Source organism: Microcoleus sp. PH2017_24_DOB_U_A (assembly GCF_020738205.1).
Classification (GTDB): Bacteria; Cyanobacteriota; Cyanobacteriia; order Cyanobacteriales; family Microcoleaceae; genus Microcoleus.
The window spans coordinates 116,696-131,617 of the sequence record NZ_JAEQCT010000045.1 but is presented as its reverse complement, the minus strand read 5'-3'; the positions used below and the strand labels follow the sequence as shown (position 1 = coordinate 131,617).

8 protein-coding genes are annotated in these 14,922 nt (G+C 44.8%); all 8 read left to right on the top strand.

Features of this window, described 5'->3' with window-relative positions; translation table 11 throughout:
* Nucleotides 1-954: 954 nt before the first annotated feature.
* The 8 genes from JGK07_RS13775 to JGK07_RS13740 all read left to right on the top strand — a co-directional run bounded on the left by JGK07_RS13775 (nucleotide 955) and on the right by JGK07_RS13740 (nucleotide 14,832).
* Nucleotides 955-1,815 (top strand): calcium-binding protein, encoded by an 861-nt coding sequence (locus tag JGK07_RS13775; RefSeq protein ID WP_293175451.1) that lies wholly within the window; start codon nucleotides 955-957, stop codon nucleotides 1,813-1,815.
* 645 nt (nucleotides 1,816-2,460) lie between these two features.
* Nucleotides 2,461-5,325 (top strand): tetratricopeptide repeat protein, encoded by a 2,865-nt coding sequence (locus tag JGK07_RS13770; protein WP_293175449.1) that lies wholly within the window; start codon nucleotides 2,461-2,463, stop codon nucleotides 5,323-5,325.
* Between the two features lie 24 nt (nucleotides 5,326-5,349).
* Nucleotides 5,350-9,441: a tetratricopeptide repeat protein gene (locus tag JGK07_RS13765; RefSeq protein WP_293223749.1), complete on the top strand. Its 4,092-nt coding sequence runs from the start codon at nucleotides 5,350-5,352 to the stop codon at nucleotides 9,439-9,441.
* Entirely contained in the window at nucleotides 9,434-11,368 is a 1,935-nt protein-coding gene (locus tag JGK07_RS13760; RefSeq protein ID WP_293223746.1) for a tetratricopeptide repeat-containing sulfotransferase family protein, read from the top strand. Before JGK07_RS13765 ends, JGK07_RS13760 begins: the two co-directional genes overlap by 8 nt.
* Nucleotides 11,369-11,545: 177 nt before the next feature.
* Nucleotides 11,546-12,187, top strand: a complete 642-nt coding sequence (locus tag JGK07_RS13755) for a Uma2 family endonuclease (protein ID WP_293175444.1) — start codon at nucleotides 11,546-11,548, stop codon at nucleotides 12,185-12,187.
* Nucleotides 12,188-12,616: 429 nt separating this feature from the next.
* The gene (locus JGK07_RS13750; protein ID WP_293175442.1) at nucleotides 12,617-13,351 is read left to right on the top strand and encodes a glutathione peroxidase; all 735 of its coding nucleotides are present in this window, start codon (nucleotides 12,617-12,619) and stop codon (nucleotides 13,349-13,351) included.
* Nucleotides 13,352-13,547: 196 nt separating this feature from the next.
* On the top strand, nucleotides 13,548-14,519 hold the full coding sequence (locus tag JGK07_RS13745; RefSeq protein ID WP_293153762.1) for a sodium-dependent bicarbonate transport family permease: 972 nt from the start codon (nucleotides 13,548-13,550) through the stop codon (nucleotides 14,517-14,519).
* A gap of 4 nt (nucleotides 14,520-14,523) precedes the next feature.
* On the top strand, nucleotides 14,524-14,832 hold the full coding sequence (locus tag JGK07_RS13740; protein WP_293153759.1) for a P-II family nitrogen regulator: 309 nt from the start codon (nucleotides 14,524-14,526) through the stop codon (nucleotides 14,830-14,832).
* Nucleotides 14,833-14,922 lie beyond the last annotated feature (90 nt).

The following is a 14,922-nucleotide window of genomic DNA, read 5'->3' as shown; positions in this document are numbered from 1 at the left end:
TGCTGCTCAACAAATTTTATTTTTCGGGAACTCTGGGCGGAACTTAAAAGTCTCGTGATTCAGAGTCTACTGAAAAATCGCAACTCAGTTTAAGCTCGATTGCGGGCGATCGAACTTTCGGGCGATCGACAGTTGCCAAGGACTGCGGTGCAATTTCTCAATCTTGAGAGCAATTAATTTATCGCGCTTGGCTTTCATCGTGAAAGCTTACCGAGGGATAACCGCTCCCATGCTCCCGATGAAGTAAGAAGCAAATGTCTAGACTTGTCTAGGATTTGTATAGCAGCATACTCCCATTAACAAATGGTCTATGTGTATTTCTGGCTACAGTTTAAAAAATAAGTAGCCGCACCCAAGGTACGTATGGTAGACTCACAAACGTTTAAGTGGAATATTTTCGTGCTAGAGGAGGGAGTGATGGAGCCGAGAGTCCAAGGCAGAAAACAACTGATACTTGCTGCTCAACGAATACAAGATTCAACTCGCGGTTCCCGGCTCCCTGCTGACCAAAAATTTGGGATACAAGCCCCGTCCTTTTAGGACGGTTTTAATTGTTCCTAATTTTATTGGCAAAGCCTGTAATATAACAACACTCAAAAGATTTCTAGGCCCAAGACGCGTTGAAACAGCTACGATGCGGGCAAACTTAGAGACGGCTATAAGGGCAATGGTTAGCTCCAACCGTAGGATAGCAGAGTAAAAAGTCGCCATAGGGCATTGGGAGACTCTAAACGGACGCAGAGACAGAGTAAGACTACGACCAGCATCAGTCGATGAAGCGTCAAGAATCACCGCACTTTTAGGGCGGTGAGTATGTCAAAAATTAAATTACATGACAGCTTATAGCAGCCGGGTCAATTAGGGTCTCAACCGATGTCCGGTTCGATTTATTGAATCCCTTTGGAGGGAAAAGTGTATTGTAGAAAAGTGATTCATCTTTTAGGAGGAGTGTAAATGACACAGGTAACTAATCCAACACAACCAGCAGTTTCTTTGCCAGGAGCTGGCGGCTCCAGTGTTGTCGGCACCACAGGCGCAAACAGATTAAGTGCAGGCAATCTCAACGATATCATCCTGACCTTTGGGGGCGATGATGTCATCGCCGGTAACGGTGGGGACGACATCATTTTTTCCGGTGGCGGCAATGACAGTCTCGGCGGCGGCAGCGGTAACGATGCCCTCGTTTCAGGCAGTGGCAACGATGCTGTCTCTGGTGGTGACGGCGATGATAGAATCTTTGGCGGCAAAGGGAATGACCAGCTCGACGGCGGTGCTGGCAATGACTTGGTTTCTGGAGACAAAGGCAACGATCTCGTACTCGGCGGAACTGGTAACGATACCCTGTTCGGCGGCGAAGGCAGCGATACTGTCAGCGGTGGCGATGGCAACGATACCCTCTGGGGCGGTAAAGGCAGCGATACTGTCGATGGTGGCGCTGGCAATGACTTTATCTCTGGCGACAGAGGCAGCGATGTCCTGACTGGCGGTGCTGGCAGCGACACGTTCTACTTCGCCACCTCCGCCGCTACCGGCACATTAGACGGCATAGACACGATCACTGACTTTACACCGGGTGAAGATAAGATTCGCTTGAAGCAGGGCGGTGTGTTCGCTGGTTTGGGCAGCAGCTTCGAGGCCAGCGAGTTTGTCGTCGTTTCTGGTTTCAGCGCCAGCAGCCCAGGATCCACCAGTAACAAGTTGATCTACGACCCGACAAACGGTGCGTTGTTCTTCAACGGTGGCAACGGAGTGTTACAGGTTGCTCAGTTGCAGCCTGGCCTGACTATTACCTCGAACAACTTCGAGCTGTTCTAAAACAACTGGCGGTTGTGGGGCGACACCGGATTTTATCCGGGGCTGTTCTCACAAAAGCTGATAGTTTGAAAGGATTTCAACCTCATTCTGCCAACAGCGGGGTGAGGTTGAAATATTCAATGGCTCAAGTGAAGCAAGATCATTTAAAAAAATCGACCAACACCGATCGACCGAATTAATATTTTGCCCGATCGCACAAAATATAAATCAAGACCCTTGGGTTAAGCCAGATCCCCCCTTAGCTTGCCCCCTACTCCCCCTTAAAAAGCAGGGTGGTTTTATTGTGGTAACACAAATTAGGTACGTAGTTGCGCTTGGGCGCTCTTTCCTAATCTTATAAAGAGCGCTGAAGCGCAACTACGTACCTTCGCCCAAGCGTGAGCCAATCTTTGAGCGATAATTTTGGTAGTTTCAGATTTCTTTTCCCGACAATAAAACCACCCTGCCTAGCCCCCCTTAAAAAAGGGGGGGACAAGAACTTCATCAAAGTCCCCCTTTTTAAGGGGGATTTACGAGGATCTCCGGGTAATAAAAATTGTGAACCCGATCGCCTAAAATATAGATAGTCTGAAAATATCAAACTTTCAAATCAGAATTTATAAGTTTTCCTGAAGCGGTAAAGCAACCGCAACTGCACGGCAAGCAATGACCACTCAAGAATACATCCGGCAAGCCCAAGTTTATTTGAAGCAGGGAAAGTTAAGTCAGGCGATCGATTTTTGCCATCAGGCGATCGAACTACAGCCATTTTCGCCGCTAGCTTACACCACTTTAGGCGAAATCCTCGAAGCGAGCGGAGATCCGACGGCAGCAAGAGATGCTTTTGTGCAAGCTTTGGAGATTTCGCCAACGTTTGTGCTGGCCCATGCTTACTTGGGTCAACTTTACAGTGAGTATTGCTGGCTGGATGAGGCGGCTTTTCACTACGGCAAAGCTCTGGAGTTGAAGCCAGACTGGCCGGAGTTAAATTATAACTTGGGAAATGTTTTTCACAATCAGGGTAATTTGTTGGGGGCGATCGACTGTTACCGAAAGGCGATCGCCCAAAAACCCGATTATTTACTTGCTGTATTCAATCTGGCTGTGGTTTTAAATGAAAATAATCAGCTAGAAGCGGCAATTGATAGCTACCGTCAGGCGATCGCCCTCCAGCCCGATTATGTAGAAGCTTACAGCAATTTGGGCGTGATTTTGCTGAAGGAAGATCGCCCTGCTGAGGCGATCGAGATTTACCAGCGGGCGATCGAGATTAAGCCGGAGTGGGCAACGCCGCACAATAATTTGGGCCAGGTGTTCCACGAAAAAAGTCCCGAAAAGGCGATCGCATCTTACCGTCGCGCGATCGAGCTAGCGCCGGAGATGGTTTTGGCTCACTACAATCTAGGGAAAGCTTGGCAATTGCAGGGGGAACATTTGGCGGCGGTTGCTTGTTTCGATCGGGTAATCGAACTCAATCCCCAACATATTTCGGGCTATACGGACGCCGGATTTTCTTTGATGTTTTTGGGCAAAATTGCCGAAGCCATGCCTTATTTTCAGCAGGCGGTAGCTCTCAAGCCAGAATTTGTTGAGGCTTACTGCCGTTTGGGAGAAACGAGGCAAGTTGCCACTGTAGAGGATGATGAGTTGTCAAGGGCGATCGCTGCGTGCGATCGATTTCTGAAAGCGCTAACTGGAAGCAAGAAGGAAGAAGGAACAAGGAACAAGGAACAAGGAAAAGCGAACAAGGAAGAAGGAAGATTTATTACCGATGCCCAATTCCCAATTCCCGATGCTCAATTCCCAATTCCCGATGCCCAATTCCCAATTCCCGATGCCCAATTCCCAATTCCCGATGCCCAATTACCGATTGGTGAAATATGCGATTATTTAGCAGAAATTTACCTGCATTTAGGGAATGCTTTAACAGAGTATGGCGGATATGAATCAGCCGCTGCTTATTATCAAAAAGCTTTGCAAATTCAGCCCAAAAATGCAGAGCTTTACTGGCGGCTGGGAAATTGCTTGGCCCAGCAGCACCGATTCGGCCCGGCAATTGTCGTTTACCGCATGGCTTTGAAAATTCAACCAGCTTTACCTCATGTTTATTTTGAGTTAGCGAAACTGCTGGAAAAACAGGGACGCTTGGAAAGGGCGATCGATTATTATCAACAGGTTTTAGAGTTGCAATTGCACGGGTATGGAGACCCCAAACAGTGGGAGAAACAGACTTTTATATCCTCAGAAAGCAATTATTTAGAACGTCCGCGCGGTATTTATTTATCGAGTTGGGATTGGCTGGTTAATGCTAAGTTGGATGCTGGCAATTATGTGGAAATTGTTTGGGAATCTGCAACAGAAGCCAGGGTAGAAAATATTCAGACTTCTAAATTTTCTGTTAATTCGCAGTTGGCAAATTCCGATTGTGCCGGTTTAACTTGCGGGCTGTGTTTGCACAGAATTTCTAAGTGGTTCGATCCGGTGCATTTGGGTTGGGGAGTTTGCCGTTTGTCTAACTCGCAGCCGATACCTGTGGATTCCCCAAAAACTTTTGTCGCACAGATTCCCAACGGGCGAGTTTGGATTGTGCCGCAGCAAAATTATTGGCTGATTTGCAAGGCGATTGCTGTCATGACTCCTGATAATTATTTGCTGGCTGATGTGTCGAGAGATTATCCGGGTTTGTTGCCGGGATGCGAGAAGCATGATATCAGAAAACACAGCGTTTTTAAGTTAGAATCCTTTCCACCTTTAAAGCAGATAGACGGCAGCGTGGCGGTGCTTTCTGGTTTATCGGGAAATGTCTATTTTCATTGGATGGTGGACGTTTTGCCGAGGATAGAATTGCTGCGGCGCAGCGGTAGGGATTTGGCGGAAATTGATTGGTTTTTGGTGAATAGTTGTCAGCACGAATTTCAACGGGAAAGTCTCCGGATTCTGGGGATTCCCGAGGAAAAGGTTTTGGAGAGCGATCGCATTCCTCACCTGCAAGCAACAGAGTTAATTGTACCTTCTTTTGCGGGATATTTGGGCTGGCCGTCCGGATGGGCGATCGATTTTTTGAGGCGGGAGTTTCTCAAGGGAATTATACCTGGTTCAAGTTATCCAAAGCGCATTTACATCAGTCGCAGCAAAGCCAGATATCGCAGAGTTTTGAACGAGGAAGATGTGGTTGAGGTTTTGGCACGATCGGGCTTTGTTTCTATTTTACCTGAGTCGATGTCTTTGGCAGAGCAAATTGCTCATTTTTACCATGCTGAGGTGATAGTTGCTGCCCACGGTAGCGGGTTAACAAATACGATTTTTGGTAAATCTGGAACTAAAGTAATTGAGTTGGTGTCGCCTCATTATATCAGTCATTATTACTGGGGAATTAGTCAATATTTGCAGTTGGAACATTACTTTTTAGCTGGTGAGGCTTTTGAATGTTATCCTATTAGACAGTTAATGTATCAAAATTCGCTGACTGAGGATATTTTGGTGAACTTGAGTTCGCTGAAAAGGATGGTTGAAGTAGTTGGTTTGCGTTAGCTGGCGTCTGGAGTAAGTTTATTTATGCCCTCGATTGAGAAGATGGAAAAAGCAGCGGTTGATTTGAATCGGCAAGCAGAAGTTTATTTGGTTGAAGGAAGGTTGAATGAGGCAGTTGCTGCTTGCGAGTCAGCGCTGAAAATTGAACCGAATTTGGCGGTGGCTTGTCAGACACTTGGGAAGGTAATGCAGGTTCAAGGTGAAGTCGAGCAGGCTAAACAGTGGTATGAAGCGGCACTGGATCGCAATCCGAATTTGCCGGAAGTGTATGCTAATCTAGGCAGTTTGTATTCTCAAGGAAAACAGTGGGAAAAGGCGATCGCAAGTTGTGAAAAAGCGATCGCCCTAGCACCGAATTTTGCCGCGGCTTATCGGCTGTTGGCGAAAATTTGGATGCAGTTGGATCGGCGAGCACAGGCGGCAGACTGTTGGTATCAAGCTTTCAAGATCGAGCCAAATTGGGCAACGGCTGAGGAATACGTCACTCTGGGAAATAGTTTAGTTGAATTGGGAAAGCTCGATCGCGCTACTGAGTGTTATTCGCAGGCAATTGAACTAGACCCGCAACTGGCAACAGCTTATCACAATATGGGCGAAATGCTGGTCGCACAGAAACGGTGGGATGAGGCGATCGCCAATTACCGACAAGCCATTGCCATCAATCCAGATTCTTTTGAATCTTACCACAGCTTGGGTCAAACTTGGGCAGAGCGAGGAGAAGGCGATCGGGCGATCGCCTGTTACCGCAAAAGCATTGAACTCAATCCTAATTATGCTCGTGCTTACCTTGGTTTGGGCAATGTTTTTGTGCAGAAAGGTGAGTTTGATGAAGCTATTCAATGTTACCGCCAGACTCTGGCAATTAATAATAATTCCTATTGGGCGCATAATTATCTAGGAGAAGCTTTTGCTCACAAAAAGCTGTGGCAAGAAGCTGTTATTTCCTACCGCAAAGCGATCGAACTAAATTCAGATATTCCTTGGTTTTATTGCAATTTGGGAATTGCCTTAACCTGCGAAAAATCCTGGGATGAAGCTGTTGCTGCTTTCCTGCGCGCGATTCAACTTGAACCTAATTTGAGAGGAATTAATCAGAGGTTGGGATATGTTTTGCGGAAGCGCAGTGAATCGGGGTTAGACAGCACAATCGCAACTTTCTGTCAAGGTATTGAGGCACTTGGTAGCGGGGAATTTTTCCATAAATTGCTAAAAATTGAGTTAGATGGAGCTGATTTTTTTATAAATTTAGGCAATAGTTTAGCGAAACAGAAGCAGCTCGAAGGTGCGATCGTATTTTATAGCATGGCCGTGCAGATTGAACCCAATGCTGCGGAAGTTGTCGCGCAACTCAAGGAAGTTCGCGCGCAACAACAGGAGTTATACGTACAAATTGCTAATTACCGCAGCCAAATTGCGATCGATCCGACTAATTCTAAGGCTTACAATGATTTAGGCAATATTTTACCGCAATTAGGGGAATTGGAAGAAGCGATCGTTTGCCATCAACAAGCGAGCGCATTGAGGGGTTGGCCTGAGTGTGCACAGAAAGATTATCAATTTACTCAAGATTGGTTTACCCACAATATTCCTATTTGGCAACGGCACTTGCAGCCGCTTACAGGAATTGCAGATTTTCAAGTGGTGGAAATCGGTAGTTTTCAAGGAATGTCGGCTTGCTGGCTGCTAGATAATATTTTAACTCATCAGACTGCCAAAATCACTTGCATCGATTTATATTTTCAAGAAACTTTTAAGGGCAATATTGTTAAAACGGGGGTTGGTGAGAAGGTAATTGAATTGGAAGGTTACTCTCAAGATTTATTAGTAAACTTGGATTCAGAATTTTACGATATTGCTTACGTTGACGGCTGTCACAAACCCACCAGCGCTCTGCAAGATGCGATTTTATCTTGGAGGTTGGTGAAAGTTGGGGGATTGATGATTTTTGACGATTATCAGTTTACGTTTCCCGACAGCCCGGAGCAAGATACTAAAATCGGCATTGATGTTTTTCTGGAGATGTTTGGAAGTCAGTTAAAATTAGTCCACAAAGGCTATCAACTGATTGTTAAAAAAATCGGCAATGAAAGTTTGGGCGAGGAGCAAACTCTTTTGTCTCTGGGTTGGGAAAAGTTGGGGAATATTGCGGCAGATGCAGGTTATGTGGATGAGGCGATCGAACGGTATCAAACAGCTATTAAAATTAAGTCTGGCAACTACTCAACTTACCACAAGTTGGGCAAAAGTTTGCAAGAAAAAGAAATGTTCGAGCGAGGTGCGGCGGCTTACCAACAGGCGATCGCACTCAACCCTAATTTTAGCTGGTCTTACCACTTTTTGGGCGAAACTTGGCAGGTGATTGAGCAATACGGCGAAGCTGCTGCTGCTTACCGCAAAGCCATTGAATTAAATCCAAATTTTTGTTGGACTTACAACAATTTAGGCGATGTGCTGATGGAGCTTTCTGAGTGGGAGGAGGCTGTTGTTAGTTACCGCAAGTTAATTGAGTTAAATCCCGATTTTTGTTGGTCTTACGACAGGTTGGGCAAGGCTTTAATTGCAGTGGAAAATTGGGAAGAGGCGGCCGCGGCTTACCGCAAAGCTATTGAATTAAATCCCGATGATTGTTGGCTGTACAATAGTTTGGGGGAAGTTCTGGAATCACTAGAAAATTGGTCAGAAGCAGCGGTTGCTTTTGCTCGTGCTGTTGAGCTAGAACCCGAGCACAGTTGGCTGTACAAGAAGCTGGGCGATGCGCTGCGGGAGCAAGGGGAACTCGAAAGGGCGATCGCAATTTACGAGCAAGGCATCAATATAGATCCAAAATCCTGTTGGTGTTACGAAGGATTGGGTTTGAGTTTAATGGTACAACAGCAGTGGGATAGGGCAATATCTAATTTTGTTAAAACCCTGCAAATCAAACCCGATTTGTTTGGAGTTTACTATCATCTAACATATGCTTTAGAACAAAAAGGAGAAGTGAATGAAGCCGACCTCCTCAAACTTGGCTATAATTTTTTGCCGTTAAGTTTTCTCAAAAAATACTGTGGATTTACAGATGATTTAGTGATTGCAGCAGACTCAGATCCAGGGATTACTTGCACAGACATCTATCCTGCAAGTGAAATCAATTTATCCGATTCCAGAACAATCCATAGCAACAGCAAATGTTGGCAAGATGAAATCTTTTATATCAAAAAATCTTTTGTTGCTGCCATACCAAAAGGACGAGCTTGGGCAGATATTGCTACTACCGCCGTCATCACTTCAGACAATAAACTTGTTACCGATATTTCAATGGGTTGTCCTGAGTTGGTAATAACATCCGACAAATTGTCTCCCGTCGAACACATCGAGGGAAATGTAGCTTTTTTATCCGCTCGCTGGGGAGGCGCAGCTTATTTTCATTGGATGTTTGATGTGGTTACACGGTTCGAGCTTTTGCAGCGCTGCGGATTGATAGACACTATTGATAAGTTTGTTATCAATGCTTGCGATTTGGCCTATGAAAAAGAAAGTTTAAATACTTTAGGAATTCCACTAGATAAAATTTTAGAAAGTCGCTACCTGCCTCACTTTACAGCGGACAAATTAATAGTTCCTTCAATTTGTGATGGTGCTTCGGGAACCTCTAAATGGAAATGCGAATATCTGAAACGAATATTTTTAAATCAAGATAATTCCCAAAATACAAAATATTCAAAACGAATTTATATCAGTCGAAATCGAGCATCCTATCGGCGAATAGTCAATGACGAAGAGGTTGTCGCCTATCTAGAAAAAATTGGGTTTAGTACAGTTAAGTTAGAAATGATGTCGGTAGCGGAACAAGCAGCCTGTTTGGCTGCGGCTGAGGTAGTTGTCGCACCCCACGGAGGTGGATTGACTAATTTAGTTTTCTGCACTCCGGGAACTAAAGTAATTGAGATTTTTTCTCCGATTTATGTGCCAACTTGTTTTTGGACTATTAGTAATTTATGTGAGTTGGAACATTACTATTTAATTGCTGAATTGTTTGATGACCAAACTCATAAATATTCGGGACATAAAGATATGCGGGTGGATATGAACTCGCTAGAGAAGTTAATGAATATTGCAGGAGTGGTGCATGAATAGTCACGATTACCACAAGTTGGGTAATTCCTTGCAAGAAAGCGGTGAGTTTAATGATGCTGTTGCTGCTTACCGCAAAGCTGTTGAATTAAATCCAGATTTTTCGTGGTCTCATCACAGTTTGGGCGATGTTTTGTTGAAACTAGAACGCTGGGAGGATGCTGTCGCGGCGTACAAAAAAGCTGTTGAGTTAAATCCAGATTTTTCGTGGTCTTATCATAATTTGGGTGATGCTTTACTGAAACTCGAATGCTGGGAGAATGCTGTCGCTGCTTACCGCTGCGAGATTGCACTCAACTCAGATTTTGCTTGGTCTTTTTACAATTTAGCCAACGCTTTAACTAAACTTAAAGAGTGGGATGAAGCTATTGTCGCGTATTTAAAAGCTATTCAAATTGACGGAAATTTGCCGGGAATTTACGAGAAGCTTGGATATGCTCTCGGACAAACAAAGTCTGACTCAAAGTCATTATCACAACAATTTCAATTGCAAGTTACACCGGAAAATTTGCAGTTTTATTTACAGTTAGGAAAGAATTTAGCAAAGCGCGATCGCCCAAAAAGCGCAACAATTATTTACCAAACAATCTTGACAATTATCCCAGATTGTGGGGTGTCATCAGCAGATTTGGAGCGGTTGTTACAGGAGCAGCAAAAGTGCGTTAGCGAAGCCATCGAGTGCGATCGCCTTTTAGCCTCAGCCCGCGCCACAGTCGCCCAAAAACCGGATGATTGCTGGTCTTATTACAATTTAGGTGCGGTTTTGAGCCAGCAAAAATATGGGGAGGAAGCGGCGGAGGCATTTTTGCAAGCAATAGCAATAAATCCCGATCTTCCTTGGTGGTTTTATTACAATTTGTGGGAAGTTTTGATTGAGCAAAACAAGCTGGATCGAGTTGAGAACTTTTGCCGAGAAGTTGTTGATGCTCAACCGGAGGCTTTTTGGCCTTATTTGAATTTGGGAGAAGTTTTGACGAGGCAAGGCAAAATTGCTGAGGCGATTAGCTGTTATCAAACTGTCAGTTACAAACAAATTTTTGCATCTGTTATTAATAAAAGAACAAGCAATGTAGCTGTGGCAGAAAATACAGAGACAGGCAAGATGCCTGTGCCACAAAATATGGAGACAGGCAAGATGCCTGTGCCACAAAATACAGAGACAGGCAAGATGCCTGTGCCACAAAATTGGAACTTAAAACCAGTCAAATTTCCTAAGTTTATAATTATTGGTTCTCAGCGGTGCGGGACGACTTCTCTGTATACTTATTTAGCTGAACACCCGCAAATTTTGACTCCAATTAAAAAGGAGATGGATTTTTTCTCCTGGCACTTCCACAGAGGGATTGATTGGTATTGGGCCCATTTTCCCCCAATGCCACAGGGAGGGGAATTTATAACGGGTGAGGCAAGTCCGAGCTATTTTGACTTTCGGGAAGCGCCGGAACGTCTCTACAGCGCGTGTCCAGAGGTAAAGCTGATTGTGCTGTTGCGAAATCCGGTCGATCGCGCGATTTCTCATTTTTACCGCTTAAAGGGCCTAAACTGGGAAGGGCGATCGCTCGATCGGGCAATTAGCGACGAAATCGAACGGTTGAATCAAAACCCAGAATACATCATCGGCGAAGAACCTGGGAATTACTTAGCTCGCGGCAGGTATATAGAATTTATTAAAAATTGGCTGGCTTTCTTCCCCCGAGAACAGTTGTTAGTTTTGCAAAGCGAAGATTTGTATGCAGGTGCGGCGGCGACTGTACAGCAAGTTTTAGCATTTTTAGATTTACCGGAATATCAATTGTCTGAATACCAAAATGCTAATCCTGGTTCTTATCAGCGGGTAAATGAGTCAGTTCGCAAACTGTTGAGTGATTATTTTAAACCTTACAATCAGGAATTAGAGGAGTATTTGGGGCGGAAATTTGATTGGAAATAAGATAACACGGCGGTTGAAACCGCGTCTATAAAAACAAAACCTGCCTCCGCAGGTTGAATAAAAGGCGATTAAATTTGGGTTGTTCTCTTCAGTCTGCGGAGGCAGACATCGTTTGTGTAGATGCGGTTTTAACCGCCGTCTGCTAAAATTAGAACAACTTGTAAGGAGGTAATACTAATGCTGACAATCGAGCTAGATACATTACTTAAACAACAAGCACTCCAACGCCAAGATCCTGAAGAGCGCTACATCACGGATAGGGTGAACTGGGAAGAATACGATACAGTGCTAAATCGAATTGGAGATGCTGCGGGATATCGAGTTACTTATTTAGATGGGCTTTTAGAAATTATGTCACCTTCTCGTCGCCATGAAAATGGTAAAACTCGCATTGGGAATTTGCTGGAAATTTATTTTGTAGAAGCTGACATTGAATATTTCCCTTTTGGGTCTACAACTCTGCGGCAAGAGGAAAAAAGTGGCGGTACGGAACCGGATGAAGCTTACTGTATTGGCACAGATAAAGAATTTCCCGACTTGGTAATTGAAGTGATTGTTACCAGTGGCAGCATCAATAAACTAGAACTCTACAGAAGGTTGAATGTGCGAGAGGTTTGGTTCTGGCGAAATGAGAGATTTTCGATCTACCATTTGCGAGAAGAGATTCCGGTTGAGTTTGTATCAAACTGCGGTTATGAATTGATCGCAAACAGCGAATTGCTACCAGAACTTGATATCGAGATGTTGACAGAATGTGTCAAAAATCCTCACCCGCTAGCAGCAGCAAAGGCATGGAGGCGAAATTTGCGATCGAACTAAGGATCGCGAATTAAATAATTTACACATATTTGTGGGATGGGCGTCCCGCCCGTCCTTTCTGGACGGGCGGGACGCCCATCCCACAAGAACAATAAAAAATGTAAGTTATTTAATTTTCATTCCTAAACAGCAATTTTTCAATCTTATCCATGGGTGCATCTCACCTTTGAAGAGGGCGAAGCATGACCGCATATAAGTTATTAGTTATCATCCCATATTGACTACGGTCATGCTTCGCCCCTACAAACATATTTGCCAAAAGCCAGATGCACCCTGCTCGATCGCCAAGCTGTCGCAAAGACGAGCAACTGACTCGCGCGCACCCAGCAGTCCCAAGAAAAAACCCACTGCCCTTGACAAGTCATACTCGTTATGAGTACGCTATAACAAGCAAAGGAATTTAACCCAAGTACCGAAGGATTCAAAATCATGCTGACGAACCACGAAGGTCAAAGAGTACCCAAAGTCACGTTTCGCACTCGCAAGGACAACGAGTGGGTGGATGTCACCACCGATGATTTGTTTGCAGGCAAAACTGTAGCAGTGTTTTCTCTGCCGGGAGCTTTTACTCCCACTTGTTCGTCAACGCACCTCCCTGGCTACAACGAATTGGCCAAAGTTTTCAAAGCAAATGGCGTAGATGAAATCGTTTGTATTTCCGTCAACGACACTTTTGTAATGAACGAGTGGGCAAAAGACCAAGAATCAGACAATGTGACGTTAATTCCCGACGGTAACGGTGAGTTTACCGAAGGCATGGGAATGCTGGTAGATAAAACTGATTTAGGCTTTGGGAAGCGGTCTTGGCGTTATTCGATGGTAGTCAAAGATGGCTTGGTTGAAAAAATGTTTATTGAACCGGAGGAACCGGGCGACCCTTTCAAGGTTTCCGATGCCGAGACGATGCTGCACTACATCAACTCCGCAGCAGCTAAGCCGAAGGTAGTTTCGCTGTTTACAAAAATGGGCTGTCCTTTCTGCGCCAAGGCTAAGAAAATGCTGACTGAAAAGGGCTTGGATTATGAAGAAATCGTCTTGGGCCGGGATGTCACAACCCGATCGCTCCGGGCGGTGACTGGCGCTACAACCGTGCCGCAAGTGTTTATCGACGGCAAGTTGATCGGCGGTTCCGAAGCTCTAGAGTCTTATTTGGCAACTGCTTAGTTAGGGAAAAATACTTAGGCTGCGGGTTGGCAGCGCACACCTTACTCTGTTGTTGTAGGTGTACGCTGCCAACCTGCAACCGTCTTTAGGAATATATATCGCCATTCCCAGAGTTCGATCGCACCATTGATCCATTCTCGTGTAACAATTATTTGTGAAGTAATATTAAAAAAATCAGAAATGGGAGTGAACGATCGTGGATTTAAGCCTCGTAGCGTCAAATATCTTAAATCCACCAGTATTAGCATTTTTCATGGGAATGCTGGCGATTTTCCTAAAATCTGACTTAGAAATTCCTGCGCCCATCCCGAAACTGTTTTCGCTGTACCTGCTGTTTGCGATCGGATTTAAAGGCGGCGTCGAACTGTCCCGAAGCGGAATCAACCAGCAAGTCGCCCTGACAATCTTCGCAGCGATGCTGATGTCAGCGCTAGTACCAGTTTATACTTTCTTCATACTGAAGATCAAACTCGACTCCTACAATGCCGCGGCGATCGCAGCCACCTACGGTTCCATCAGCGCCGTCACCTTTATCACCGCAACTTCCTTCCTCAAAGAACTAGGAATCGACTTTGACGGTTACATGGTAGCAGCGCTAGCATTAATGGAATCCCCTGCAATTATCGTCGGTCTAATTCTGGTAAGTGTCTTCGGTGGAGAGGAAGGAAAACGCGAAATAGTTTGGTCAGAAGTGCTGCAAGAAGCCTTCCTCAACAGTTCAGTTTTTCTGCTAGTCGGCAGCCTCATTATGGGCATTCTGACAGGAGAACACGGTTGGGAAGTTATGAGTCCGTTTACTCAAGATTTGTTTTACGGGGTTCTGACTTTTTTCTTGCTAGACATGGGTCTGGTTGCTGCTAGCAGAATTAAAGATTTGCAAGAAACAGGAATTTTCCTGATCGCCTTTGCAATCCTAATTCCTATAGTTAATGCAGCAGTTGGTTTACTGATAGCAAAATTAATCGGAATGCCGCAGGGAGATAGCCTGTTATTTTCGGTATTGTGTGCGAGTGCTTCTTACATCGCAGTACCAGCAGCAATGCGGCTGACAGTTCCCGAAGCTAACCCCAGCCTTTACATTTCAACAGCCTTAGCAGTGACGTTTCCGTTTAACATCGTTGTAGGCATTCCCATGTATTTATACGCAATCAATATGTTTTGGATGTGAACTTATGGACGCAGTTAAAAGGATAGAAATTTTTGCGAACTCGGTGGAGCTCCCAAAGATTTTAGACGGTTTAGACAAAGCTGGCGTCCCTGGTTATTCGGTGATTCGCGGTGTCGCCGGCAAAACCACTAGGGGACGCAAATCGGACGATTTAGCAATGAGTATGCTGGATAATATTTATGTGCTGGCTTTCTGCGAGCCCGATAAAATATCGGCAGTTGCAGAAAATATTAGACCGGTGCTAAATAAGTTTGGTGGGGCTTGTTTTATTTCGGATGCAGTGGAATTGCTCACTACTAAGTGCGTTGGGTAGTCAGTTGACTGTTGACTGTTGACTGTTGACTGTTGACTGTTGACTGTAGTTATTAGTAAGTAGTTACTGATTATTGGCAGATATAGTCTT

Bases quoted from the DNA above. Each gene is read 5' to 3' on its own strand.
- JGK07_RS13775 (WP_293175451.1), top strand. From the start codon at position 955: ATGACACAGGTAACTAATCCAACACAACCAGCAGTTTCTTTGCCAGGA.
- JGK07_RS13770 (WP_293175449.1), top strand. From the start codon at position 2,461: ATGACCACTCAAGAATACATCCGGCAAGCCCAAGTTTATTTGAAGCAG.
- JGK07_RS13765 (WP_293223749.1), top strand. From the start codon at position 5,350: ATGCCCTCGATTGAGAAGATGGAAAAAGCAGCGGTTGATTTGAATCGG.
- JGK07_RS13760 (WP_293223746.1), top strand. From the start codon at position 9,434: ATGAATAGTCACGATTACCACAAGTTGGGTAATTCCTTGCAAGAAAGC.
- JGK07_RS13755 (WP_293175444.1), top strand. From the start codon at position 11,546: ATGCTGACAATCGAGCTAGATACATTACTTAAACAACAAGCACTCCAA.
- JGK07_RS13750 (WP_293175442.1), top strand. From the start codon at position 12,617: ATGCTGACGAACCACGAAGGTCAAAGAGTACCCAAAGTCACGTTTCGC.
- JGK07_RS13740 (WP_293153759.1), top strand. From the start codon at position 14,524: ATGGACGCAGTTAAAAGGATAGAAATTTTTGCGAACTCGGTGGAGCTC.